This is a genomic window from Nonomuraea sp. NPDC050383 (assembly GCF_044459125.1).
Taxonomy (GTDB): Bacteria; Actinomycetota; Actinomycetes; order Streptosporangiales; family Streptosporangiaceae; genus Nonomuraea.
The window spans coordinates 31700-57574 of record NZ_JBITIP010000020.1; the positions used below are offsets into that span (position 1 = coordinate 31700).

Annotated in this window: 19 protein-coding genes; 14 read left to right on the forward strand and 5 right to left on the reverse strand. The window is 72.6% G+C overall.

Going from position 1 to position 25875, the window contains the following annotated elements:
- Positions 1-48: 48 nt before the first annotated feature.
- Positions 49-1491 carry a sulfatase gene (locus ACIBG4_RS35095; protein ID WP_397205963.1) on the forward strand — a complete coding sequence of 481 codons (1443 nt, stop codon included), beginning with the start codon at positions 49-51 and terminating at the stop codon, positions 1489-1491.
- On the opposite strand, the gene ACIBG4_RS35100 is transcribed toward ACIBG4_RS35095, so the two are convergent.
- Entirely contained in the window at positions 1481-2197 is a 717-nt protein-coding gene (locus tag ACIBG4_RS35100; RefSeq protein ID WP_355450921.1) for a FadR/GntR family transcriptional regulator, read from the reverse strand. The genes ACIBG4_RS35095 and ACIBG4_RS35100 overlap by 11 nt on opposite strands.
- Positions 2198-2286: 89 nt before the next feature.
- Between ACIBG4_RS35100 and ACIBG4_RS35105 the strand changes: the two genes are divergently transcribed.
- From ACIBG4_RS35105 to ACIBG4_RS35115, 3 genes are read left to right on the forward strand one after another with little or no spacing between them, the layout of a single operon-like run.
- Entirely contained in the window at positions 2287-3024 is a 738-nt protein-coding gene (locus ACIBG4_RS35105; protein ID WP_397205965.1) for a (Fe-S)-binding protein, read from the forward strand.
- The gene (locus ACIBG4_RS35110; protein ID WP_397205967.1) at positions 3021-4406 is read left to right on the forward strand and encodes a lactate utilization protein B; all 1386 of its coding nucleotides are present in this window, start codon (positions 3021-3023) and stop codon (positions 4404-4406) included. Before ACIBG4_RS35105 ends, ACIBG4_RS35110 begins: the two co-directional genes overlap by 4 nt.
- Positions 4403-4990, forward strand: a complete 588-nt coding sequence (locus ACIBG4_RS35115) for a lactate utilization protein C (protein WP_397205969.1) — start codon at positions 4403-4405, stop codon at positions 4988-4990. The genes ACIBG4_RS35110 and ACIBG4_RS35115 overlap by 4 nt, the downstream gene beginning before the upstream one ends.
- A gap of 5 nt (positions 4991-4995) precedes the next feature.
- On the opposite strand, the gene ACIBG4_RS35120 is transcribed toward ACIBG4_RS35115, so the two are convergent.
- The gene (locus ACIBG4_RS35120; RefSeq protein ID WP_397205971.1) at positions 4996-6009 is read right to left on the reverse strand and encodes a Vms1/Ankzf1 family peptidyl-tRNA hydrolase; all 1014 of its coding nucleotides are present in this window, start codon (positions 6007-6009) and stop codon (positions 4996-4998) included.
- Positions 6010-6012: 3 nt separating this feature from the next.
- Positions 6013-6420: a DUF2795 domain-containing protein gene (locus ACIBG4_RS35125; RefSeq protein ID WP_397205973.1), complete on the reverse strand. Its 408-nt coding sequence runs from the start codon at positions 6418-6420 to the stop codon at positions 6013-6015.
- A gap of 87 nt (positions 6421-6507) precedes the next feature.
- Here ACIBG4_RS35125 and ACIBG4_RS35130 point away from each other — a divergent pair, with 87 nt between their 5' ends.
- From ACIBG4_RS35130 to ACIBG4_RS35170, 9 genes are all read left to right on the forward strand, one after another.
- A complete protein-coding gene (locus ACIBG4_RS35130) occupies positions 6508-7587 on the forward strand; it encodes a GNAT family N-acetyltransferase (RefSeq protein ID WP_397205975.1) in 1080 nt (359 codons plus the stop codon).
- Between the two features lie 62 nt (positions 7588-7649).
- Positions 7650-8921 carry a precorrin-6Y C5,15-methyltransferase (decarboxylating) subunit CbiT gene (locus tag ACIBG4_RS35135; protein ID WP_397205977.1) on the forward strand — a complete coding sequence of 424 codons (1272 nt, stop codon included), beginning with the start codon at positions 7650-7652 and terminating at the stop codon, positions 8919-8921.
- A gap of 66 nt (positions 8922-8987) precedes the next feature.
- On the forward strand, positions 8988-9836 hold the full coding sequence (locus ACIBG4_RS35140; RefSeq protein ID WP_310712205.1) for a sirohydrochlorin chelatase: 849 nt from the start codon (positions 8988-8990) through the stop codon (positions 9834-9836).
- A 32-nt stretch (positions 9837-9868) separates the two neighbouring features.
- Positions 9869-10939 (forward strand): nicotinate-nucleotide--dimethylbenzimidazole phosphoribosyltransferase, encoded by a 1071-nt coding sequence (cobT, locus tag ACIBG4_RS35145; protein WP_397205979.1) that lies wholly within the window; start codon positions 9869-9871, stop codon positions 10937-10939.
- 104 nt (positions 10940-11043) lie between these two features.
- Complete coding sequence (cobA, locus tag ACIBG4_RS35150; protein WP_310712207.1) at positions 11044-12276, forward strand: uroporphyrinogen-III C-methyltransferase; 1233 nt, start codon at positions 11044-11046, stop codon at positions 12274-12276.
- On the forward strand, positions 12273-14522 hold the full coding sequence (locus ACIBG4_RS35155; RefSeq protein ID WP_397205981.1) for a dynamin family protein: 2250 nt from the start codon (positions 12273-12275) through the stop codon (positions 14520-14522). The genes cobA and ACIBG4_RS35155 overlap by 4 nt, the downstream gene beginning before the upstream one ends.
- Positions 14519-16141, forward strand: coding sequence for a GTP-binding protein (locus ACIBG4_RS35160; protein WP_397205983.1), 1623 nt, complete (start codon positions 14519-14521; stop codon positions 16139-16141). The genes ACIBG4_RS35155 and ACIBG4_RS35160 overlap by 4 nt, the downstream gene beginning before the upstream one ends.
- A gap of 294 nt (positions 16142-16435) precedes the next feature.
- Positions 16436-17479: a single-stranded DNA-binding protein gene (locus ACIBG4_RS35165; RefSeq protein ID WP_397205985.1), complete on the forward strand. Its 1044-nt coding sequence runs from the start codon at positions 16436-16438 to the stop codon at positions 17477-17479.
- Positions 17480-18276: 797 nt separating this feature from the next.
- Positions 18277-19986: a GGDEF domain-containing protein gene (locus ACIBG4_RS35170; protein WP_397205987.1), complete on the forward strand. Its 1710-nt coding sequence runs from the start codon at positions 18277-18279 to the stop codon at positions 19984-19986.
- Positions 19987-20425: 439 nt separating this feature from the next.
- Here the strand turns inward: ACIBG4_RS35170 and ACIBG4_RS35175 are convergent, their stop codons facing one another.
- Positions 20426-21679 (reverse strand): MFS transporter, encoded by a 1254-nt coding sequence (locus tag ACIBG4_RS35175; protein WP_397205989.1) that lies wholly within the window; start codon positions 21677-21679, stop codon positions 20426-20428.
- Positions 21680-21787: 108 nt separating this feature from the next.
- Positions 21788-22330 (reverse strand): SDR family oxidoreductase, encoded by a 543-nt coding sequence (locus ACIBG4_RS35180; RefSeq protein ID WP_397205991.1) that lies wholly within the window; start codon positions 22328-22330, stop codon positions 21788-21790.
- 179 nt (positions 22331-22509) lie between these two features.
- Between ACIBG4_RS35180 and ACIBG4_RS35185 the strand changes: the two genes are divergently transcribed.
- The gene (locus ACIBG4_RS35185; protein WP_397205993.1) at positions 22510-25797 is read left to right on the forward strand and encodes an AfsR/SARP family transcriptional regulator; all 3288 of its coding nucleotides are present in this window, start codon (positions 22510-22512) and stop codon (positions 25795-25797) included.
- The last annotated feature ends 78 nt before the right edge of the window (positions 25798-25875 follow it).

The following is a 25875-nucleotide window of genomic DNA, read 5'->3' on the forward strand; positions in this document are numbered from 1 at the left end:
GCGCCGGCCTCGCGTGTCAATGCATGATCTACCGGGGAGGTCTGACCTGTGCTCAAGGGTCTGTGCCGCATAACCTCAGTCCTGCTGTTCCTCGCCGCAGCCCCCGCGGCCCTTCTCCCCTCGGCGTCGGCCCAGGCGAGAGCCTCGAAGCCGAACATCGTCATGGTGCTCGCCGACGACCTGGAGACGGGGACTCTGCCGTACTTCCCGAACATCACCCGGCTGGTGCGCGAGGGTGCCACCTTCGACCGGCACTTCGTGACGAACTCCTGGTGCTGCCCGTCCCGCTCGTCGATCCTGCGCTCCCAGTACGTCCACAGCCACGGCGTGTGGACCAACACCCCGCCCGAGGGCGGTTTCGACAAGTTCCACACGACAGATCTGGAACGTTCCACCGTGGGCGTCTGGATGCAGCAGGCCGGATACCGCACCGGGCTCATGGGCAAGTACCTCAACCACTATCCCGGCGGCAGCGCCGAGGAGACCTTCGTGCCACCCGGCTGGAACGAGTGGGACGTGCCCGTCCGCCGCCTCTACGAGGAGTACGGCTACCGGCTCAACGAGAACGGCAGCACCGTCGACTACGGCTGGGCCGAGGACGACTACCTGTCCGACGTGCTCGCCCGCAAGGCGAGCTCCTTCGTCACCGCCTCCGCCGAGCCGTTCTTCCTCTACCTCGCGCCGATCGGGCCGCACAACCCGAACAACCCGGCCGTCCGCCACGCCGACGCCTTCGTGGGAGCCAAGGCGCCCCGCACGCCCTCGTTCGACCAGGAGGACGTCAGCCGCGAGCCGGCCTGGCTGCGCCGGCACCCGAGGCTCTCGGAGAGCGCCATCGCCCGCGTCGACGAGCGCTTCCAGGCCCGGATGCGCTCCATGCTCGGCGTGGACGACCTCGTCGGCTCCGTCGTCGAGGCGCTGCGCGCCTCCGGCAAGCTCGACAACACCTACATCATCTTCACCTCGGACAACGGCTTCCATCTCGGCACTCACCGCCTCAAGCAGGGCAAGACCACGCCCTTCGAGGAGTCCATCCGGGTGCCCCTCGTGATCCGGGGGCCGGGGGTCGCGGCCGGCTCGACGGTCAAGGAGATGACGCAGACCGTGGACCTGGCGCCCACGTTCGCCGAGCTGGGCGGGGCGACGGTGCCGGCGTTCACCGAGGGGCGCTCGCTGGTGCCGCTGCTGCGCGGGCAGCATCCGTCGCCGTGGCGCAGGAACGCGCTGGTCGAGTTCGCCAGGCCGGCCGACAAGTCCTCGGCCGCCCAGACGCCCGTTCCCGACTACCAGGCGGTGCGCACCGAGACCCACGCCTACGTCAAGTACGCGACGGGGGAGACCCAGCTGTACGACCTCGTCAAGGACCCGTACGAGCTGCACAACCTCGCCGCCGACGCGGACCCCGAGCTGGTGCGCAACCTCCAGGAGCGGCTCCAGGCGATGGTCGCCTGCTCGGGCGCGAACTGCCGGGAGGCCGACGTCAAGGAGTGACCCGTCCCTCCCCGGCCGGGGCGGGGTAGGCGCGCGCGAGGTGGTCCGTCACCGCCTCCGCCGCCTCGTCCGGATCGCCGTCCAGCACCGCCCGCAGGATGCGCCGGTGGTCGGCCTGGAGCCCCGAGGTGTCGCCGAGCCGGACGACGGCCTCGACCGCGTACCTGCGCAGCGAGTCGCGCAGCGAGCGCATGAACGCGGCCGTCAGCCGGTTGCCCGACGCCTCGGCGAGCGCGCAGTGGAAGGCCGTGTCGTGCTCCACGAACTCCTCGGCCGAGGCCGCCGCGTCCATCCCGGCGATCGCCTCGGCGAGCACCGAGGTGTCCGGGCCGGTCAGGGCGGCCCGTGCCGCCGCCCAGCGCTCGATCATCAGCCGGGTGTCGATCACCTCGCGCGGTTCCAGCGAGGCCAGCCCGAGGTGCAGGCGCAGCAGGTCGGTGAGCGCCGCGCCGGGCTTGGAGACGAGCACGGCCCCCGCGTCAGGTCCCCGGCCCACCTGCGACGACACCACGCCGAGCGTCTCCAGCACGCGCATCGCCTCACGCACCGACGACCGGCTCACGCCGAGTTGCTCGGCGAGGTGCCGCTCGGCGGGCAGCCGGTCGCCCGCCGTCAGCCCGTCCTCGGCGATGCGGCGCTCCACCTGCGCGAGGACGTCCTCGAACGCGCGGGTCTTCCTGACGGGCTGCCAGCCGGTGCCGGTCAACGGGTCTCCCTGGATGCTATGGTCTGACCATACTGTGGTCTGACCATACCTCGGTTCCTCGTCAGGATCGGGTCCTCGGAAGGAGAGCGGTGCGAGTCGCCCTGTTCATCACGTGCGTGAACGACACGCTCTTCCCCGGCACCGGCAAGGCCGTCGTGTCCCTGCTGCGCCGGCTGGGCTGCGACGTCGACTTCCCCGCCGCGCAGACCTGCTGCGGCCAGATGCACGTCAACACCGGTTACCGCGAGGAGGGCGTGCGGCTCGCCCGCCACTTCACCGAGGTCTTCGCCGGGTACGACGCGATCGTCGCGCCGTCGGGCTCCTGCGCCGCGATGGTCCGGGAGCAGTACCCCAAGCTCGTACGGCCCGGCAGCAGGGGGGCGGCGGCCGTGGCCGAGGTGGCGCCCCGGGTGTACGAGCTGACCGAGTTCCTGGTGGACGTGCTGAAGGTCGAGGACGTGGGGGCGTACTTCCCGCACCGGGTGACCTACCACCCGACCTGCCACTCGCTGCGCGGCCTGCACCTCGCCGACCGCCCGGCCCTGCTGCTCCGCAACGTCCGCGGCCTCGACCTCGTCCCGCTGGCCGGGGCCGAGGAGTGCTGCGGGTTCGGCGGGACGTTCGCGGTCAAGAACCCGGCCGTCTCCGCGGCGATGGGCGCCGACAAGGTGCGCAGCGTGCTCGACACGGGCGCCGAGGTGCTCTGCGCGGCCGACAACTCGTGCCTCATGCACATCGGCGGCATGCTCGGCCGCCAGCGGACCGGCGTCCGGGTCATGCATCTGGCCGAGATCCTCGCCTCCACCGAAGAGGGCAAAGCATCATGAGCGCCACTTTCCTCGGCATGCCAGGAAATTTCCCGAAAAACGCCGCGCAGGCCGTTCAGAACTCGCAGCTCCGGTACAACCTCCGCAAGGCCACGCACACCATCCGCGGCAAGCGCGCGAGCGTCGTCGGCGAGCTGCCCGACTGGCAGGAGCTGCGCGCCGCCGGCAAGGCGATCAAGGACGAGACCCTGCGCCACCTCGACCGGTACCTCGTCCAGCTGGAGGAGGCCGTCACCGCCGCCGGCGGCCACGTCCACTGGGCGAGGGACGCCGCCGAGGCCAACCGCATCGTCGCCGGCCTGGTCAAGGCCACCGGCGAGACCGAGGTGGTCAAGGTCAAGTCCATGGCCACCCAGGAGATCGGGCTCAACGAGGCGCTGGCCGCCGAGGGCGTCACCGCGTACGAGACCGACCTCGCCGAGCTGATCGTCCAGCTCGGCGACGACTTCCCCAGCCACATCCTCGTGCCCGCCATCCACCGCAACCGGGCGGAGATCCGCGAGATCTTCCTCGACAAGATGGACGACGCGCCGCCCGGCCTGACCGACGAGCCCGCGGCCCTGGCCGAGGCCGCCCGCGTCCACCTGCGCGAGCGCTTCCTGCGCAGCAAGGTGGCGATCTCGGGCGCCAACTTCATGATCGCCGAGACCGGCACGCTCGTCGTCCTGGAGTCCGAGGGCAACGGCCGCATGTGCCTGACCCTGCCGAAGACGCTGATCAGCGTGGTCGGCATCGAGAAGGTGCTGCCCACCTGGCGCGACCTGGAGGTCTTCCTCCAGCTCCTGCCGCGCAGCTCCACCGGCGAGCGGATGAACCCGTACACCAGCACATGGACCGGCTCCGCCGAGGGGCAGGGCTTCCACCTCGTTCTCCTCGACAACGGCCGCACGGACGTCCTCGCCGACGAGGTCGGCCGCCAGGCCCTGCGCTGCATCCGCTGCTCGGCCTGCCTCAACGTCTGCCCGGTCTACGAGCGCGCCGGCGGCCACGCGTACGGGTCGGTCTACCCCGGCCCCATCGGCGCCATCCTCACCCCGCAGCTGCGCGGCATGACCTCGGATCTCGACGCGTCGCTGCCCTACGCCTCCAGCCTGTGCGGCGCCTGCTACGAGGTGTGCCCGGTCGCCATCGACATCCCCGAGGTCCTCGTCGACCTGCGGGCCAAGGCGCCGCACGGCGCGGCCGAGCGGGCCGGCATGCGCGTCGCCGGATGGGTGCTCAACGACCAGGCCCGGCTGGCCACGGCGCAGCGGGCCGCCACCCGGCTGCGCAAGCTGGTGCCCAGGCGGCTGCCGGGTCCGCTGTCGGCGTGGACCGACACCCGGGACCTGCCGGACATCCCGGAGGAATCCTTCAGAGACTGGTGGGAGCGAGAAGGGTGAGCAGGAGCGCGCGCGAGGAGATCCTCGCCCGGATCAGGCGGGCCGTCGACGGGGCCCCGGAGGTGGAGATCCCCCGGGACTACCGCGCGACGGCGCCGGTGGACGACCTGGTGGCCCTGTTCGCCGAGCGGGTGGGCGACTACCGGGCGATCGTCCACGTCGTGCCCGAGGCCGAGGTCCCGGCCACCATCGCCGGGATCGTCGCGGGGCGGCACATGGTCGTCCCCGACGGGCTCCCGGAGGCGTGGACGCCCGCGCGGGAGGTGGGCGCGCCCCCGGCCGACCCGTACACGGCGGACGGCGTCATCACCGGGTGCGCCGTCGCCGTCGCCGAGACCGGCACCATCGTGCTCGACACGGGGCCGGGCCAGGGGAGCAGGGCGCAGACGCTCGTCCCCGACTACCACCTGTGCGTGGTCCGGGCGGACCAGATCGTGGCCGGGGTGCCCGAGGCCGTCGCCCGGCTCGATCCGGCCCGTCCGCTCACCTGGATCAGCGGGCCCTCGGCGACGAGCGACATCGAGCTCAACCGCGTCGAGGGGGTCCACGGCCCCAGGACGCTGGAGGTCCTGATCAGCACCTGATCCCGTCAGTACCTGATGACGGCCGCGACGTCGGACACCTTGTCGGTGAACCACAGCTCCGCGTCCGTCATGGCCGCCGCCCTGGCCAGCGCCGAGTCGGCGCGCTCACGCACCGGCTCCTCGACGCCCCACCCCCGCAGCTCTCCGTCGTCGGTGGAGACCTGCGTGCCGCCCTCGCCGACCCACACCTCACGCGGCAGCTCACCGGGCGACAGCAGGGCGTGCACGCGCCCCTCGCGCAGCGCCTGGAACACCAGGGTCAGCCCCGTCGGGCCGGACGCCTCGCGGTGCCGGTCGAGCAGCTCGGCCCGCCTGCCCTCCAGCCACGCGTCGAGCGCCTCCTCGACGTCCCGCTCGAACGCCCCGTGGCCGGAGCGGCTGCCGTGCTCCACCATCACGATCCGGTCCGACGCCTTCGTGCCGAGCTGGTCGGTGAGCATGGCCCGCGACTTCGGGTCGCCGGCCACCAGGACGAGCTCGGCGCCGATCCGCCGCACCTGCTCGTCCACCTCCCGCGCCACCGCCCCCGCGTTCCTCTCCCAGGTCTCCTCCACCGCGTTCTCGTAGCGCCACTGCGCCCAGCCGCCCTGGGCGGTCTTCTGCAACGGCCAGTCCTCCGCCTCCACGGTGGACGTACGCGGCGAGCCGCCCCCGAAGACCGTCACCTCGGCGCCCGCGTGGTCCACGATGACCCGCAGGTGCGGCACGTTCTCGCCCCTTGCCAACAGCAGCGGCGTGACGTGCGGCAGCGGCGACCAGACCGCCAGCTCGCTCGGCGGCGGCTCGGCCAGCGGCTCGGCGAGGACGACGTCGCCGTGGGTGGCGAACAGCGCCCGGCCCGGCCCCGGCCGCAGGGCCTCGCTCTCCACGACCTTCAGCGTGTCGGGGTCCGCCGCATCCAGCCGGTCCCGGACGGCGTGCCAGCGGGACTCACGGTCCCCCTCGGTGAACGCCCCCGTGTAGACCGACGCGTACGGCCCGCGGCGCTCGTACAACGGCCGGATGAAGTCGAGCCGCACGGGTCACCACCTCCGCTTCTCCATCCCGAGTCCCAGGGCCTCGGCCACCTGGGCGACGTTCTCGAAGCTGCGGTCCGGCAGCCCTCGAACCATGCCGACGATGTGGTCCGGGGCGTGCCCGTCCTGCGCCTGCCGCACCAGCTCGTCCTTGGAGGAGGGGAAATGGCTGTCGTTGAGCCACCTGGCCAGGTCGCTGCGGGCCTCGACGCCCTCCTGCGTGATGCCCTCGGGGGTGCCGGGCTCGTGTCCGGGCGGGTACTTGCCGTGACTCTCCTCGCCGGTGGCTGACATGGGCTCGGACTCCTTCCACTCCTCCGCGTGGGTCGGGCCGCCGCCGCGTACCAGCCCCTCGGTCTCGTGCTTCTGCTGCTCGTCGACGCGTGGGGTGTGTTTGGCGCTTCCTCGATCCATGGTTCTCACTCCTCTCCTGGGCGCCCCTACCCCCGCTTTCATGGGCAAACATCGCAGAGAACATCACGCCTGTGTACGCTGCCGGTCGTGTTCGATGCCGATGTGAAGGTCGTCACCCCCCGGCTCACGCTCCGCCCCTTCGGCCCGGCCGACGCCGCGCGGATCAGATCGATCGTGGAGTCCGGCGTCCGGTTCCTGCCGCCGGGAGCGCCCGCGCACGTCGCCGGCGTCTCCCACTGGCTGCAGACCGGCGTGCACGAGCTGCGGGAGTCCGGCCAGGGCACGCACCTGGCGATGGCCGACGCCGAGGGCCGCATCGTCGGCGCCATCAGCCTGCTCAAGACGTCCTGGGGCGCCGGCACGACCGAGGTCGGCTACGGCGTCCACCCGCTCCACCGGGGCCGCGGCTATGCCACCGAGGCCGTGCGCGGGCTGACCGCGTGGGTGTTCGCCACCACCGACCTGCGCCGCGTCGACCTGACGGCCAACCTGGACAACCTCGCCTCGCTCCGCGTCGCCCAGAAGTCCGGCTTCACCTGGGAGGGCGTGCTGCGCGAGGCCAGCCTGGAGGACGACGGGCCGCACGACCTCGTCGTCTTCGGCCTGCTCCGCGAGGACGGCCGCACCCCCGCCGAGACGCTGCCCCGGGCCGAGCTGCGCACCCCGCGCCTGCTGCTGCGCCCCCTGTCGGAGGCGGACGTGCCCGGCCTGGCCGCCACCGGCGCCGACTCCCTCACCCAGGCCAGGACCGGCGTGCCGCGCGGCTACACCGAGGCCGACGCCAGGGCCTTCGTCGCTGTCGCCGAGCGGATGCGCGTCAGGGGCGAGGGGATCGCCTGGGCCGCCGTCGAGCTGGACGGCGGCCGGTTCGCCGTCAACGTGGATCTGCGGGACGTCGACTGGCGCAACGAGTCCGCCGAGGTCGGCTACATGACCGCGCCGTGGGCGCGCGGCAACGGGTACGCGGGGGAGGCCGTGCTCGGCGTCGCCCGGTGGCTGTTCGAGGTCCAGCGGTTCCAGCGGCTCGTGCTGCGCGCCGCCGTCTCCAACCCCGCCTCCCAGCGCGTGGCCGAGAAGGCCCGCTTCGTCCGCGAGGGCGTGGCCCGCAACGCGCTGCGCGGCGAGGACCTCGTCGTCTACAGCCTCGTCCCGTCCGACCTGCCCTAGCCCGGCATCTGGTTAAACCACCACGAAACCGTCACTCTTGGTGGTGAGGACGGTGAGGCGCCATGATCACGGTGGTCGGCTGGGACGGATCGGAGCTGTCGGCCGAGGCCGTCGACCGGCTCCACGCGGCGGCACTGGTCGTGGGCCCCGGCGCCCTGCTGGGCCGGCTCGAACTCTCGGCGGCCGTCGTGCCCGACGACACGCTCCTGCAGCCTCACGACCGCGTTCTCCCGGAGCACCACGACCGCACGCTTCCGGAGACCCACGACCGGACGCTCCCGCAGCCCCACGGCCGCACGCTCCTGGAGACCCTCGACCGGCACGCGGAGGAGGGCGGCGGCCCGGTCGTCGTCCTCACCCAGGGCGACCCCGGCTTCTTCGGCGTCGTCCGCTCCCTGCGGGCCCACGGCCTGCGGCCCGAGGTGCTGCCCGCCACCGCGCTCGTCACCCGCGCCTTCGCCTGCGCCGGGCTGCCCTGGGAGGACGCCCTCGTCGTCGCCCCGGCCGGCCCGGACCACCTCGGCCGGGTCGTCAACGCCTGCCGCGCCCACCCCAAGGTGGCGGTCCTCGTCACCCCGGGCGTCGGCCCCGCCGAGATCGCCCGCGAGCTGGCCCCCACCACCCCCCGCTCGCTCATCGTCTGCGAGGATCTCGGCGGCCCCGACCGGCGCGTCACCCACAGCCGCATGGGCGAGGCCACCACCCGCCCCTGGAAGGACCCGGACGTGGTGCTGGTCATCGACCCGCTGCACCGGCCCGGCCCGCCCGGGTGGGTGGCGGGTGCGCAGCCCGGACCGGCCGAGTGGGCGCTGCCGCTCGGCGGCCCCCTGCCCCCGGAGGTCATGGCGTTCGTCCTGGCCAAGCTCGGCCCCCGGCTCGGCGACCTGGTGTGGGACGTAGGCGCGGGCTCCGGCGAGGTCGCCGTCGAGTGCGCCAGGCTCGGCGCGGCCGTCATGGCCGTCGAGCGCGACGAGCATGCCTGCGCCCGGCTGCGGGCCTCCGTGCTCGCCCACGGTGTCAAGGTCGCGCTCACCCGCGGCCAGGCGCCCCCGGCGCTGGAGCCCCTGCCCGACCCGGACGCCGTGTTCGTGGGCGGAGGCGGCATCGACGTGATCGTCGCCTGCGCCGCGCGCCGCCCCCGCACGCTCGTGTGCGCCGTCAGGACCCTGGAACGCGTGCCCGCCGTGCTCGACCGGCTCCGCGAGCACGGCTATCGTGCCGAGGGCACCCAGATCCTCGCCTCCAAGCTCATCCTCCAGCCCGACGGCTCGCACGGCCTGGCCGCCTCCGACCCGGTCTTCGTCGTCCACGCGGTCCCCGCGTACACCGAGTGACCTGTCGCTCACGGGTGCGCATCGGTTATCCTCGCGTGTCTTTGTCTACCTCCGGAGATTCCCTCGATGAAGCCGCCGCTCCTGCTGATCGGGCAGGGCTCGAACGATGACGCCGACTCCGCGGAGTTCGGCAGGTTCGTCCACCGGCTCCGCTGCCGGCTCGACCAGCACGCCGCCGACGTCTCCGGCGGCTACCTGGAGCGCGCCACGCCGCGGTTGAGCGAGTCCGTGGCCTCCCTGGTCGCCCGCGGCCACCACCGCCTGGTGGCGCTGCCGCTGAGCCTCAGCCGCGTCGGTGAGGAGTGGCCGCAGGCGCTGGAGGCCGAGACGCGACGCCACCCCACGCTGATGTACGACTACGGCCGCCCCCTCGGCCCAGACCCCCGCGTGCTCGCGCTGCTGGCCGAGCGGCTCAAGGACGCCGCCACCGAGATGCCGCGCCTGCGCCCTCTGGAGGTCGTCGGCGGCAGGTTCCGCCAGCTGCGGGCCGTCGACGCTCCGGCCGCCGAGCTGCAGCCCGGCCACGTCGAGCCCGGCGACACCGCCGTCGTGCTGGTCGGCGAAGGCTCCACGGACCCGGCCGCCAACGCCGAGATCCACCGCGTGTCCCGGCTGTTCTGGGAGACCCACGCCTACGACTTCATGACCGTCGAGACGGCGTTCGTCTCCGTCACTCCGCCCGGCGTGCCCGGCGGGCTCGAACGCTGCCGCCGCCTCGGCGCCAAGCGCGTCATCGTGGTGCCCTATCTGCTGTTCGCCGGCGGGGTGCTGGAGCGGGTGTGGGCGCAGGCGCTCGCCTACGGTGCGGGCCATCCCGACCTCGACATCCGCTGCGCCGAGGTGATCGGCGACTGCGACACCCTGGCCGACGTCGTCATCGACCGCTACGAGGAAGCACTCCAGCTCGTCCCCTGACCCCCACCTTCCTGATCCCACGGAGGTTCGCCGTGCTCGCAGAGACGCTCGCCGCGATCCGTCCCGCCGACCCCCGGGCGCGCGCCGAGGCCCGCGCCCACCAGGACCGCCTCACCAAGCCGCGGGGCTCGCTGGGCGTGCTGGAGGAGGTCGCCGTACGGCTCGCCGGTGCGGCCGGCGTCAGCCCGCCGCCCATGCCCGAGCCCGCGACGCTGGCCATCTTCGCGGCCGACCACGGCGTCCACGCCAGCGGCGTCACGCCCTGGCCGCAGGAGGTGACCGTCCAGATGGTCGCCAACTTCCTCGCCGGCGGCGGCGTGGCCAACGCCTTCGCGGCCCAGGCGGGCGTCTCGGTGACCGTGGTGGACGTCGGCGTCGCGGCCGACCTGCCCGACGCGCCGTCGCTGCTCAAGCGGAAGATCGGGTACGGCACCGCCGACCTGTCCAAGGGGCCGGCCATGACCGTCGACCAGGCGGCGCGGGCCATCGAGGCGGGCATCGCGGTCGCCCGCGACCTGGTCGCCGGCGGGGCCCGCTGCCTGATCACCGGCGACATGGGCATCGCCAACACCACGGCCTCCGCCGCGCTCGTCGCCGCCTTCACCGGGGCCGACCCGGCCGACGTGACCGGGCGCGGCACCGGCGTGGACGACGCCACGTACGAGCGGAAGGTCGGCATCGTCCGCGAGGCCCTGCGCGTCAACGGCGTCACCCGGGCGGGCACCGAGGCCAGCGACGCGCTGCGCGTGCTCGCCGCAGTCGGCGGGTTCGAGCACGCCGCCATCGCCGGCTACATCCTCGGCGGCGCCGCCGCGCGCGTTCCGGTGATCCTCGACGGCGTCATCGCCGGAGCCGCCGCCCTGGCCGCCGCGGCCCTGGACCCCGCCAGCGTCGACCACTGCGTCGCCGGGCACCTCTCGGCCGAGCCCGGCCACACCGCGGCCCTGGCCGCCCTGGGGTTGCGCCCCCTCGTCGACCTGGAGCTCAGGCTCGGCGAGGGCACCGGCGCCCTGCTCGCCCATCCCCTCGTCTGCGCGGCCGTCCGCACCATGCACGAGGTCGCCACGTTCGACTCGGCAGGGGTGACCGAGAAACCGGTGTGACGGCTGATGACACGGGTTGACGCGGGCGAAACACCGGGCGCGCCCGGACCCGGTAGGTTTACCTCCTGACACAGCCCAACCCTCGCGAACGGGAGAATCCCACCATGGGCCCCTACCTCCTCGGCCTGCGGCTCTCGGGTCGCCGGGTCCTCGTCGTGGGCGGCGGCCGCGTCGCCCAGCGCCGGGTTCCCGCCCTGCTGGAGGCGGGCGCGGTGGTCACCCTGGTGTCGCCCGGTGTCACCCCCGCCCTCGACGACCTCATCGCCGCCGGCCGCGTCACCTGGCACGCCCGGCCGTACGAGGTGGGCGACTGCGACGGCGCCTGGCTCGTCCAGGCCTGCACCGACCAGCGGTCCGTCAACACGGCGGTCGCCGCCGAGGCCGAGGCCAAGCACATCTGGTGCGTACGCGCCGACGACAAGGACGCCACCGCCGCCTGGACCCCCGCCTCCGGGCGCGTGGACGAGATCACCGTGGCCGTCACCGCGGGCGGCGACCCGCGCAGGGCCGCCGGCATCAGGGACGCCGTGGTGGGCGCCCTGCGCGACGGCACCGTGGACGCCCGGCGCAGCCGCACCAAGCCCGTCGGCGTGGCCCTCGTCGGCGGCGGGCCCGGCGACCCCGGGCTCATCACCGTGCGCGGCCGGCAGCTCCTGGCCCAGGCAGACGTCGTGGTCGCCGACCGCCTCGCCCCCCGCGCCCTCCTCGACGAGCTCGCGCCGGACGTCGAGCTGATCGACGCCGCCAAGGTCCCGTACGGCAGGTCACTGCCCCAGGAGAAGATCAACGAGCTGCTCGTGGACCGCGCCCGGCAGGGCAAGTTCGTGGTGCGGCTCAAGGGCGGCGACCCGTTCGTGTTCGGTCGCGGCGGTGAGGAGATGCTCGCCTGCGCCCGCGCCGGGATCCCCGTGGTCGTCGTGCCCGGCATCACCAGCGCCGTCGCCGTGCCCGCCTCGGCCGGGGTCCCGGTGACTCATCGGGGCGTCAGCCAGGAGTTCCACGTCGTGTCCGTGCACGTGGCGCCCGACGATCCCGCCTCGACCGTCGACTGGCCCGCCATGGCCCGCTCGCAGGGCACATTGGTCCTGCTGATGGCCGTGGAGCGGCTCGCCAAGGTGGCCGAGGCCCTCCTGCGAGACGGACGCTCACCGGAGACTCCCGTAATGGTGGTGCAGGACGGTACCCTTCCGACCCAGCGGGCGGTTATCGCTCCACTGTCCACCGTGGCCGACCGCGTGTCCGCGGCCGGGATACGGCCGCCGGCGATCGTCGTCGTCGGCGATGTCGTGAGCGTCGGCCAGGAGGTCGAGATGGTTCGAGCGGAGCGCTTGCCGTGAACACGGCCATGGATGACGGGCGCCAGGAGTCGCCCGGGGAGCAGACGTTGAGCTTCCGCGCCATCACGGACGAGGAGGACCCCTCCCCAGAGGCGGAAACGGACTCCGTACCGGAACCAGAGCCCCAGTTCGCAACGGAGCCGGACCCGGAGCCCGAAGAGCCGCCCGCCTCCCGGCCCTCGCTCTTCCAACCCGCGGCCTTCCGCCCGCCGGCCTCCCGGGCCTCGGCCGCGCAGGCAGAGCCCGAGGCCGCCACCGAGCCTTCGACCGAGCTCTCGACCGACGCCGAGCCCTCGACCGAGCCCGAGCCCACGACCGACGCCGAGCCCTCGACCGAGCCCGAGCCCACGGCCGACGCTGAGCCTTCGCCCGAGCCCGAGCCCGAGTCCGAGCCCGACGCCGAGCCTGAGCCCCAGACCGACACCGACGCCGACACGCAGCCGGGGACCGATCCTGATCCCGAGACCGGGACCGCTCAGGCGGAGCCCGAGACCGGGAGCACTCGGCAGCCGGCGACAGACCCTGAGCCGGACCCGGACCCGGACCTGGAGACAAAGCCGGAGACCGAGCCGGAGCCCGAGGCCAAGGCTGGGACGGGGGCGCAGGCTCTTCCGCCGGAGACCGTCGCCGCGCTCACCTCCGCCCTCGACACCCTCCGCGTCAGCGTCGCCGACCTGCGCTTCGGCCTCGACCTGCCGGGCGCCGACGAGGCCAGGCAGGCCCGCGCCGACCTCCTGGCCCAGCTCCAGGACTACGTGCTCCCCAGGGTGCGCACCAACACCGCGCCCGCCCTCATCGTGGTCGCCGGCTCGACCGGCGCCGGCAAGTCCACGCTGGTCAACTCCCTGGCCGAGAAGAACGTCTCCCGCACCGGCGTCCGCCGCCCCACCACCGGCGTACCCGTGCTGGCCTGCCACCCGGAGGACCAAAAGTGGTTCGCCGAGGGAGAGCTGCTCGGCGGCCTGCGGCGCATCGACAAGCCCACGGCCGAGTCCGGCCCCGACAGCCTCGTCGTCGTCCCCACCGAGAAGCTGCCCCAGGGCGTGGCGCTGCTCGACACCCCCGACATCGACTCGGTCGTCGAGAAGCACCACGAGATCGCGCAGCGCATGCTCGACGCCGCCGACCTGTGGGTCTTCGTCACCACCGCCGCCCGCTACGCCGACGCCCCCGCCTGGAACCTCCTGCGCATGGCCAAGGAGCGCGGCGCCCGCCTGGCCATCGTCCTGTCGCGGGTCCAGCCGAAGGCGCGCGAGGTGGTGCTCAAGCACTTCGCCCGCATGCTCACCGAGTACGGCCTGGGGGAGATCGACCGGTTCGTCATCGGTGAGTCCAAGGTGGTCGACGGCCGGCTGCCCGACAGCGAGGTCACCGACCTGCGTCTGTGGCTGGCCGAGCTGTCGGTCGACGAGGAGCGCCGGGCGCAGGCCGTACGGGAGACCCTGGACGGCGTGCTCGACAGCTTCCGCACCCGCGTACCCGCGCTGGCCAAGCACATGGAGACGCAAGTGGCGTTCCGGGGCGAGCTGCGCTCCGACGTGGACGCCGCGTACCGCAACGCGCTGTCCGACATCGACCGGGCCTTCCGCGGCGGCTCGCTCATCCACGGCGAGGTGCTCGCGCGGTGGCAGGACTTCGCGGGCTCGGGCGACCTCATGCGCACGCTGCAACTGCGCAGGCGCGGCCGCGCGGCCCGGCAGGCCCCCGAGCGGGTGCTGGCGTTCAGGGCGGCGCTGCGCGCCGGTCTGGAGTCGGTGATCGTCGCGGCCGCAACCCGCGCGGCCGACGAGGTGGCGGCCCGCTGGCGCCACCGCTCGCCGCTCGGCGCGAAGCTCGCCGCCGATCTCGACCGGCCATCCGACGATCTCGTACGGCACGCGGCCCGCGCCATCGCCGCCTGGCAGGAGCACGTCACCGAGCTCGTGCGCACCGACGGAGTGGCCAAGCGCTCGGTGTCGAAGGTTGTGTCGTTCGACGCCGACTCGCTGTCGTTGATCTTCATGGTGGCGATGTTCAGCGGCGCGACCACGGGTGTGCCGCACCGGCTGGTCAACGCCCTGCTGGGCGCCGAGTCGCTGCGCGGCATCGGGGCGAAGGCGCTCAGCGACCTGCGCGCCAGGATCGGCATGCTGTTCGACGAGGAGTCCATGCGTTACGTGCAGGCGCTCGACTCGGCCGGGATCCCGGACGAGTCCATCGCGACACGGCTCTACCAGGCCACCTACAACCTTGAGGTGGCGCGATGACCACCATGACCACCAGGCCCGGCCTGGCGCCGCGGCTCACCGCGCTCACCAAGCTCGTGGAGCTCGGGCCGGGACGGCTGGAGCCCAAGCTGCTGGCCGAGGCGAGCACGCTGCTCAAGCGGGCCGGCGAGCGGCTCAAGCTGTCGTCGGAGCACACCGTCGTCGCGCTGGCCGGAGGCACGGGCAGCGGCAAGTCGTCGCTGTTCAACGCCATCTCGGGGCTGGAGCTGTCGCCCACGGGCGTGCGGCGGCCCACCACGGCGCGCACCCATGCCTGCGTGTGGGGGCTGGAGGGCGCCGCGCCGCTGCTCGACTGGCTGCAGATCCAGGAACGGCACCGGTTCGCCCGTGCCAGCGCCCTCGACCGGGGCGAGACTCAGCTCCACGGGCTGATCCTGCTCGACCTGCCCGACCACGACTCGATCAGGGCCCTCACCGACAACGAGGCGGACCGGCTCATCGGCCGGGCCGATCTGGTGGTGTGGGTGCTGGACCCGCAGAAGTACGCCGACGCCTCCACGCACCGCCGCTACGTGACGGAGCTGGCGGGGCACGAGGCGGTGACCGTGTTCGCGCTCAACCAGGCCGACAAGCTGAGCGCCGCCGAGCTCGCCGAGCTGGTCATCGACCTCAACGACCTGCTGCGCCGCGAAGGCGTCGAGCACCCGACCGTCGTCCCCACCTCGGCGACCACCGGACGCGGGGTGGACAGTCTCAAGACCGTCGTCGCGGGAGCCGTCTCCCGGCGCCGGGCCGCCATCCAGAAGCTGGAAGCCGACCTCCACCGGCTCGAACAGCGGATCAGCACGGCCATGCCGGTGGGGGAGTCCCTGTCCGCGCCGTCGGCCGTGGACGACGCCCGCAGGCTCGGCCTCACCGACGCGCTGTGCGACGCCGTGGGCGTCCCGGCGGTGGGTGAGGCCATGGAGAACGTCTACGCCGAACGCTCCATGGGCTGGGTCGGCTGGCCGTACCCGCGCTGGATCTCCAAGCTGCGGCCCGACCCGGTCAAGACGCTGCGGTTGCAGGACGTCGGGGACGAGATCCGCGGCATCACCACCGGCACGGTCAGCGCCCAGACCGCGGAGGTGGTGAACGCGGTGCAGGCTCTCGCCGACGGGTTGTCGGGCGACATGCAGCCGGTGTGGCGGTCGTCCCTGCATCACGCCGCCCGCTCGCGCCTCAAGCAGCTTCCGCAGGCCCTCACGGAGGATCTCTCGGAGGTGGCGCCCCGGCTCGACCAGGTGCCGGGCTGGTGGTGGCTGCTGAAGATCTGGCAGTACCTGCTGGTGGCGGCGTTCGTGCTCGGACTGGGCTGGCTGGTGACGGGGCTGTTCCTGCCCGGCCAGTCGCCGCTCGGCTTCCAGCTTCTGGGTGACACGGCCGCGCTGCCATGGGTGGGGCTGATGATGGCCTCGGTCCTGGGCCTCGGGGCACTGTCGGGCATCGCCGCACGCAACTTCGTCGAGCTGGGAGCATCGAAGGAGCGCGAACGGCTGGAACGGGAGATGCGGCGACGGGTCGCGGCGGTGGCGGAGACCATGGTGGTGGAGCCGGTCGAACGCGAGCTCGGCCGCCACCACACCTTCTACACGGCCATCCGCACCCTCGCCGGCTAGCCCGCACCCTCGCATTCGCCCGCTCGCGCCGACCGACGGCCCTGCCACGGTCCGGCAGGGCGATGCAGTCCGGTACGGTGTCGCGTTCTCGTACGGCGTCGGGCCGACATACGGCCCCCTTGCGCCGCCCCTTCGGCAGTGGTGAGCCGAGCGCCACGACGTTTTCCACAACCGGCCCGCCCCTCCACCCCGCAAATCCACAGAACGCCATTCGGCGCCCCGGGCCCTCCACCCCTTCTGGCACCGTGATCCCAGGTCGCGGGCACCCCGCCCGCTGACATGGGAGGCAATGGGATGAACGACATCTACATCACGCTCACCGGAAACGTCGCAGCAGAGCCCCGTCAGTACACCTTCGAGGACGGGGCGAAGGTCACCTCGCTCCGGGTCCTGACGTCGCACCGCTACTTCGACAGGAAGACCGGCCAGTGGACCGACGGCGAGAGGGTCTGCTTCGCGGTGCGCTGCTGGCGGTCCCTCGGCGACAACGTGGCGCAGTCGATCAAGATAGGGCAGCCCGTGGTGGTGTCCGGCAAGCTCCGCATCCGCGAGTTCGGCCCGGAGGGCGACCGCCGCTTCATGCCCGAGATCGAGGCGAGCGCGGTGGGTCATGACCTGCGCTGGGGCACCGGTGCCTTCGTCAAGCCGGAGCGTGGCGGCGGCGCTGCCACGGTGAGCAAGGAGATGCGCGACCGCTTGGACGCGGAGACCCAGGACTGGGCCATGGGCATGAGCGCGGGCATGAGCGCGGGCATGGGTACGAGCGCGGGGACGGCCATGGGGACGAGCGCGGGGACGGGCATGGGCACGAGCGCGGGGATGGGCATGGGCACGAGCGCGGGGACGGGCATGGGCACGAGCGCGGGGACGGGCATGTCCGGAAGGACCGATCATGCCCGCCCGTCTCTTCCGGAGCCTCCCGCCTTCACCCCGCTTCCCCCTGCCCCGGCGGACGACGCAGGCGAAGCCGCCTACGCCTCCATCCAGCGGGACCTCGCTCCCGCCACCCGCGCAGGCGAGCCCCGTCACGCCACCGACCCGGCAGAGTCCCATCACCCTCACCCCATGGGAAAGGCCTCCGACACCGGCGACGGGGCGGACGCACCCCGTGCCGACGACACCACCGCCTCCAATGTTCAGCGGCCCAAGACCTCGCCCGCCCCGACCTCGCCCGCCCCGACGTCTCCGGCCTCCGGCAAGGCGCCCTCCAAGCCCTCCCGCTCCAAGGGACGCCCGGCCCGTACCGACGGCACCGTGATCCGCATCCTCGGTGAGGACGACAACGAGCACGAGGCGGAAGACGCCGAGTGGCCCACCAGGGAGCCGATCGCGGCCTGACACCGCCGCACTCCCACACACAACCGGCCCGACGCCCTCTCCCCAAGGGCCTCGGGCCGGTACGGCCAGGTGAGGGTCCATACGAGAAGCCCCTTAACCCCCAGAACCACTCAAAACACCCCGCCGACCTCACGACAAGCCGGCACCCGAACAGAGACAAGAAAGCCGCAGGCAGACACGAGAAGAAGCAGTGAGAAGCCTGAAGGAGGCCAACACAATCTGGAGGGGAAACGACGCGAGGCCTGGCAACGCCGCAAGGCATGGAAGGGCCCAGCTCAACCCGGGCGGAAGGACGCATGCCCCGGGGGAGAGCACCGGCCCGGAGGGCGAACACCGCCCCGGAGGGCGAACACCGGCCCGGAGGGCGAACAACGCGGGTCCAGAGGGGTGACAACGCGATGCCTGGAGGGGGAGCAACGTCGGCCCAGAAGGAGAGCAATGGGGCTGAGAGGGGACAAGGGCGAGTCGTCGGCCACGAGAAACCAAGCTGAGAAAGACCAACCCAGAAAGACCAAGCCCAAGACCAGCTCAGAAAGACCAAGCCCAGAAGGGTCAAGGCAGAAAGACCAGGCCAAGGCGTCGCATCAAGATCAGGCAAGACGTCGCATCAAGACCAGGTCACACCTCGCGCCATGGCTGCTCCTTTCCGTCGTCTCCCCGCTCGTGGAGTGAGCCGGAATCTCCCTTAGAGACCACGATGACCTAGGTGGTCCCGTCGCCCAACGTATCGGTTCCGATCGCACAACGCACACTCCGCAACTATTGTGTTACATATCGTTAGTCAGGGAGGAGACGTGATGGCGGCCCCTCGTCACACCCCGATCACGCCTCGCGACGGAGTGTCCACCCTGGTCGGCCGCTGGCCGCTGCTAGGGCAGCGGCGTCCCCTCGTGATCTATCTCGTCGGGATCGTGGCCCTCGACCTCGTCGCGATCGTCCTGCTGGCGGCGTCCACCCCGGTTCGGTGGTCGGACGTCATGGCATTCGTCGCGCTCATGGTGTGCGGCGCGGTATGCATCGAGGCGACGAGACGTCTCGGCATGCCCGCCGGCGTCTCCCGCGACCTGCTGTCAGCGTGGTGGTTGCCGGTGGCGCTGCTGCTGCCGTCCCTCTATGCCCTGCTCGCGCCCATCGTGTTGCAGATGCTCCTGCAATGGCGGGTCCGGGCCACGGTGCTGCATCGCCGTGTGTTCAGCTCGGCCGCCATCGGATTGGCGGGATGCGCCGCCTCGATGGCGTTCCACCGGCTGGTGCCCGATCCGGCGGCGCTGACGCGGGGCGCCATCGAGCCGATCGGCTTGGCGGTGGCAGCGGCGGTCGTGTTCGCCCTGCTCAACACGGCCCTCATCGCCCTGGCCGCGCACATGGCCGACCCCGAGGTTCCGTGGCGCGAGGTCCTGTGGGACAAGGAGAGCGCCCTGCTCGACGTCGTGGAGCTGTGCCTCGGCGTCAGCGTGGCCATCTCGGCCGGGCTCAATCTCGGCCTGCTCATTCTCGCGCTGCCACCGGTCGTACTGCTGCAACGCAGCCTCCTGCACGCCCAGCTCCAGGCGGCCGCCCGCACCGACCCCAAGACCGGCCTGCTCAACGCGGCGGCGTGGCAGCGCGAGGCCGACACCGAGATCGTCCGCGCCCGGCGCACCGGCGAGACACTGGCCCTGCTCATCGTCGACATCGACCATTTCAAACGGGTCAACGACCGACACGGCCACCTCGTCGGCGACCAGGTCCTGGCAGCGGTCGCGGCCACGCTGCGGAGCCAGTTGCGCGAGTACGACGTGGTGGGCCGCTTCGGCGGGGAGGAGTTCGTGGTCCTGCTGCCCGGGGCCGACGTCCACGAGGCGCGCCAGGTGGCCGAACGCCTCCGCAACCGCATCAGCCACATGGCGGTCGCCGCCGACGACGCCATGATCACCGTGACGATCTCGGTGGGGGTGGCCATCATGACCCTGCACGGTGACGACCTCATAGAGCTCCTGGCCGCCGCCGACCTGGCCCTCTACCGCGCCAAGGAGCTCGGCCGGGACCGCATCTGCCTCCCGGTCATCCAGCCCACCCACCTCACCGACACCGAGACGGCAGCGATCCCGGTCCCCTCACCCCCCGAAGGCCTCCACCCCGAAGAGCTCCACCCCGAAGAGCTCCACCCACCGGAAGACCTCAACCTCGAAGAGCTCCACCTACCCGAAGAGCTCCACCCACCGGAAGAGCTCCACCCACCGGAAGAGCTCCACCCACCGGAAGAGCTCCACCCCGAAGAGCTCCACCCACCGGAAGACCTCGACCCCGAAGACCTCCACCCACCCGAAGACCTCAACCCTGAAGACTCGCCGTCGACGCTGGATCACTCATCGGCCTCAGACCCTCACCCACCGCCGGACCGCCTCTCGACCCCGAACTCCCTCATGACAGAGCTGTCGCTGAACGACGAGCCGGAGTTAGCACCGAGTCCGACGCCTCAACAGCTCCCAGAGCACCCGCCGCAAACGGCAACGGCGGGCGACTGAGATGGACCGGGCACTTTCGAGAGGGACCCAGGCGCTTGCGAGCGGTGATCGACTGCGTCACCCACGGGCAGAACTGCCGGCAACCGCAGGGACGAGAGCGTCTCCCAGCCGGAGCGAATGCAACGGCCGGAGAGTGGATGCAACAGCCGGAGAGCGGACGCAACGGATGGTGGATCCGCATGCCCCAGCCGGGCGGCGGCTCCCCGAGGGCGCAGCCGTGTCTCCGGGACAACTCACGACGGGCCTTGGTACGGAGGCAGCGGCACCGACACCTCGACTCCCTCTCATTCCAGCGACGCGTCGGGGGAGGCCGGGATCAGGTTCGGATGATCCCGATGCCGCCTCCCCGAACGTCGCGGCCGAACAGGTGCCAGAGAAGATCAAGGCTCCTGCAGTTCTCCGACTTGCATGGGGATCAGTCTGTATCGGGGGAGTGCGGTCACGGGGACTCGACCGAGGGTCGCCTGGCGGGGAAGCCATGGCTGCGCGCGGCGAGAACCACCCCGAGCACCGGTAGCAGGAGCAGCAGCACACTCCACGGGAACGACTCGCTGCCGAGCAGGTCGAGCAGGACGCCGCCGATGACACCACCGCCCGCCATAGCGACGTTCCACAGCGTGACGAGCATCGCCTGGGCCGCGTCGGCTTGGTCACCGCCCGCGTCACCGGCCGCGGTCTGGAGCAAGGTGGGCACCCCGCCCCAGCCGAGACCCCACAGGACGGCGGCGAGGTAGACGAGGGCGGACTGATCGGCCAGGACGGCCAGCAGCGCGGCGGCCACGGCGACCGACAGCGCGCTGGCGATGCTGAGGGCACGCAGCCGGTGATGGATCTGGGCACCGACGATCCAGATGCTCACCAGCGAGGCGGCGCCGAAGACCAGGAGCACCAGATCGGTGTTGCCGCCCATGCCCAGATCGTCGAGGAAGGCGGCGATGTAGGCGTACAGGATGGTGTGGGCCAGGACGAAGATGAGTGTGACGAACAGGACTGCGGCCACCCCCGGCACACGCAGGGCCCGCAGCATCCGGGGCCGCTCGCCACTGGCCTGTCCCGGGAAGTCCGGCACCGTGGCCACGATCCAGGCCAGCAGCAGCACGGTGAGCGCCGTCATCGCGAAGAAGGCCACGCGCCAGTCGGTCACCTTGCCCAGGAAGGTCCCGGCCGGCACGCCGAGCGAGAGCGCGACCGGGATGCCCGCCATGGCGATGGCTATCGCCCTGCCCTGGAGGTGAACGGGGGCCATGCGGCGCGCGTACCCCGCGAGCAGCGCCCAGGCGAGGCCGGCGGCCACACCCGCGACGAACCGCGCCGTCATCGTCAGGGCGTACAGGGACGACATGGCCGTGATCGTGTTGGCCAGGGCGAAGCCCCCCATGGCGGCCAGCAGCAGTCGCTTGCGCCTCCATCTCGCGGTGGCCGCGGTCAGCGGGATCGCGGTCAGCGCGGTGCCGAGCGCGTAGATCGTCACCGTCTGGCCGGTCGCGGACTCGCCCACGCGGAGGGCGTCGCTCATCGCCGGGAGCAGGCCCGCGGGGAGCGTCTCTGTGAGACTGGTGATGAAGACGGCGGTGGCCAGGGCGAGCAGGGCGAGGAGCGGAAGCTTCTGCTGCTCCTCGCCCCTGCCCCTCGTGCCGGATCGGGCGCCGGTGCCTGCGGCAGAACCGGCTGCGGTGTCGGGTGCGGTACTCATGTGGTGTACTCCGGGTCTTTCCAGGGACATCGTCTGTTCGGCCGCACCGTGTGCGGTGCAGCGGGTCTGGCGGCAGTGATCCGGGCATGGGCGGACTGCGCCGGTGGGTCACGCCCGGCTCAGGCCGCCGTCGACGGGGAGGCGGGCGCCCGTCGTGAAGGTCGCGTCCGTCGCCAGGAAGAGCGCGGCGCGGGCCACCTCCTCGGCGGCTCCGAGACGGCCGAGCGGAGGCAGGGATGCGGCGCTGCCGCCCGGCGACTCGATACAGTCCGGGGCCACCGCGTTGACGCGGATGCCGCGGGAGGCGAGCTCCGCGGCGAGGTCGTGTACGGCGGCGGGGGACGGGGCGGGTGTGGTGAGCACCACCGCACCACCGTCCTTGACGTGTGACAGCAGCGGTCGCGTGGTGGGAACGGAGTCGGCGAAGAGCAGATCCACGCCGCCGCCCGCCTCCAGGTGAGTTCTGAGAGCGGCCGGGTTGACGACACGGGCGGCGGAGCCCAACTCGTCGCCCAGCCGCATGCGTTCCTGCGGTGTGCGGGCGGTCAGCAGGATCCGCGCACCACCTTCCACGAGGCGCTTGGCGATTGCCAGGGCAATGCCTGTGGCATCCCCGGCGATCACGCCCCATTTGTCCCCGTACCTGGTCATGCTTACGGTTCCCTCTCACACGTGTCGTTCCGTGGGGCACGCGTGGCGCCTCACCCATACGACTGTGCTCTCGGGCGCTTCAGGTTTTCTTCGGAAGGGCTGACGGCCGGCTGCAGGCGGTGCCGTCGCAACCCAGGAGCGAGTCCGCCTCGATGCATGCAAAGACATACAGTGGCCCCATGCGGTTTGGGGTGCTCGGGCCACTGGCCGTGTGGGACGAGGAGGGGCGAGAGGTCAAGATCCCGGAGGCCAAGGTCCGGGTGCTGCTCGCGGATCTGCTCGCCCACGACGGAGGCCCCGTCTCGGCGGACCGGCTCATCGACGACCTGTGGGGCGACCGCCCGCCGGGCAGACCCGCGGGCGCCCTGCACACCAGGGTCTCCCAGCTGCGCCGGGTCATCGGCCGGGACCGGGTGGTGCGGCAGCCGCCGGGCTATCGGCTGGAGCTCGACGGCGACGAGCTGGATGCCACGCGGTTTCGCTCCCTCGTGGCCGAGGCCCGGTGCAGCCCGGATCCGCGCACCCGGGCCGCCCTGCTCACCGAGGCCCTCGACCTGTGGCGGGGGCCCGCCTACGCCGACTTCGCGGACGAGGAGTTCATGCGGCCGGCCGTGCAGCACCTCACCGAGCAGCGGCTGTCGGTGTTGGAGGAGCAGGCCGAGGCCCGCCTCGAGGCCGGGGACCACGTGCTGCTCGCCGCGGAGCTCGCGGACCTGGTCTTCCGGTACCCGTTGCGGGAGCGCCTGCGTGCCCTGCACATGCGGGCCCTCTACGTGTCAGGGCGGCAGAGCGAGGCCCTCGCGTCGTACGAGGACCTGCGGCGCCGGCTGGCGGAGGATCTGGGAGTAGACCCCGGCCCCGAACTGACCGCGTTGCACCGGGCGGTGCTTCGGCAGGATCCCCGCCTGGAGACCCCGCCGGCGCCGGGCCCGACGGCTGCCGGTGGCGAGGTGCCCGGGCGCACCCACGCGAACCTGCCGGTCCCGCGCACCCACGCGAACCTGCCGGTGCCGCACACCCACTCGAACCTGCCGGTGCCGCTCACCCCCCTCATCGGCCGGGGCCAGGCCCTCACCGACCTCTCCCGCCTCCTGCGCGGAACCCGGCTGGTCACGCTGACCGGCCCCGGCGGCGTCGGCAAGACCCGCCTGGCTGTGGCGGCGGCCGCCGCGGTGGGAACGGACGAGGGCGCCGGCGACGGCATCTGGCTCGTCGAGTTCGCCGGCCTCCGCGCCGGCACCGGCGCCGACCTCGCCCAGGTCATCGCCGCCACGCTCGGTGTCCGGGACGACACCCATTCCCCCCGGCCAGGCTCCGGCTCACCGGCCCACCGCCTCGCCGACGCCCTGCGGGATCGCCGCATCCTGCTCGTGCTGGACAACTGCGAACACATCGTCGACGCCGCGGCGGAGCTCGCCGATGTCCTCCTGACCACCGCCCCCGCACTGCGGGTGCTGGTGACCAGCCAGGAGCCGCTCGGCCTGGCGGGTGAGGCCGTGTTCCTGGTCGAACCACTCCAGGACGTCGACGCCGTACGGCTGTTCATGGACCGCGCCGTCGCATCCGCCCCCGGCTTCCCCACGGACCTGGACGCCCTGGAGCCGGGGGACCGCGCGGCCGTCGCGGAGATCTGCCGCCGTCTGGACGGCATCCCGCTCGCCCTCGAACTCGCCGCCACCCGCGTACGGGCGCTCGGAGTCCGGGAACTGGCGGATCGGCTCAATGACCGGTTCAAGATCCTCGGCTCCGGCCGGCGCGGCGCACCGGCCCGGCAGCAGACCCTGCGAGCGATGATCGACTGGAGCTGGCAACTCCTCGGCGCGCCCGAACGGATCGTGCTGCGCCGCCTCGCCGCGTTCGGTGACGGCTGCGACCTGGAAGCCGCCACCGCGGTGTGCGCGGGCGACGGCGTCGCCCGGGAGGAGGTGCCCGAGCTCGTGGCGCGCCTCGTCGATCGGTCCCTCGTGGTCGTGGTGAACGGGCCCACGGGGCCCCGTTACCGGCTCCTGGAGTCCGTGGCCGCGTACACGATGGAGCGGCTGTACGAGATGGAGGACCTGACCGCCGTCCGCGACCGGCATCTGCGTCACTACCTGGCGCTCGCCGAACACGCCGAGTCCCGGCTGCGCGGCGCCGAGCAGCGGTCCTGGCTCTCCCGGCTGGATGCCGAGACCGGCAATCTGCGCGCGGCTCTCGAGGAGGCGATACGCCGCGCCGCCGCGGGTGAGCCGGCCGATGCCGTGGGCCTGGCCACCGCACTGTCGTGGTGGTGGTTGCTGCGCGGCCGTCTCATCGAGGCCCGGCGCAGCCTGGAGGCCGTGCTGGCCGCCGTTCCGGCGTCGGCGCCCGCGCCGGTGACGGCGGAAGCAGCGCTTTTGCACCGCGCGTTCGCGCTGCTGACGGGTGATCACGGCGCTGCCGCCGCCGCCCCGGACGCCGACGCCGTCCCCGATCTCGTACGCCGGGCGCGTGGCCTGTGGTTGTGCGCCTTCGGATTGTTCAGCGCCGGTGCCGCAGCCGACAGCGACACGTGGAACACGCGCGCCCTGACCCTCTTCACCGAGGCCGGCGACCAGTGGGGCACGGCCGCCGCGCTGGGCCTGCGGGCGAGACTCGCTCTGGACCGCGGCGACCTGCGAGGGCTCGGCCGCGACGGGCGGCGCAGTGCCTCGCTCTTCCGCGAACTGGGCGACAGATGGGGCGAGCTGCAGACGGTGTCGCCGCTCGCCGTGCTCGCCGAGATCAAGGGGGAGTACGGCGAGGCGGAGCGCCGCCAGCACGAAGGGCTGCGGATCGCCCGGGACCTGGGCCTGGCGGCGGAGGTCGCGGCGCGGCTGTCCGGGCTGGGCCGCCTCGCGCTGCTGGCGCGCGACTGGGACCGGGCGCGCGAACTGCACGAGCAGGCCCGCCGCATCGCTGCCGAACAGGGCTACATCTACGGCGAGCTCCACTCCGAGATGGGCCTGGCCCTCGGGGCGCGCCGTTCCGGTGACCTGGACGCCGCGGAGGCGCACCTGCTGCACATACGCGACGGCTACGGGCACGTGTCGTCCCAGGCCGGGGACCATCTGCTCCTCGCCGAGCTGGGCTTCATCGCCGAGCTCCGCGGCGAAGCGGCCCAGGCCGTCGCCCACCACCTGCACGCTCTCGACGTCGCCCGCTCTCTCGCCGAGCCCCGTGCCCTCGCCCTGTCGCTGGAGGGCCTCGCGGGCGCGCTGTCCCGGCAGGAGCACACCGCGGCCTGCGCCGCGGTCCTGCTCGGCGCGGCTGACGCCGCCCGCCGCAGCGTGGGCGCACCGCTCCCACCCGCCGAACGCGGTGACGTCGACCGCATCACGGCGGCCGCGCGGGCCGTCCTGGGCGAGGAGGCTTTTGCGGAGAGATTCACGCACGGCACCCGGCTGACCGCCGACGAGGCCGTACGGATGGTGATCGACGGACCGTGCTCGTCCTGGGCGAGCTGTTGACGCAAGCCCGGCGGCGGCCTCCGGCGCCACAACCCCGTACCTCGGCCGTCTCTCCGGCTGTCTTCGGTGCCCGACCGG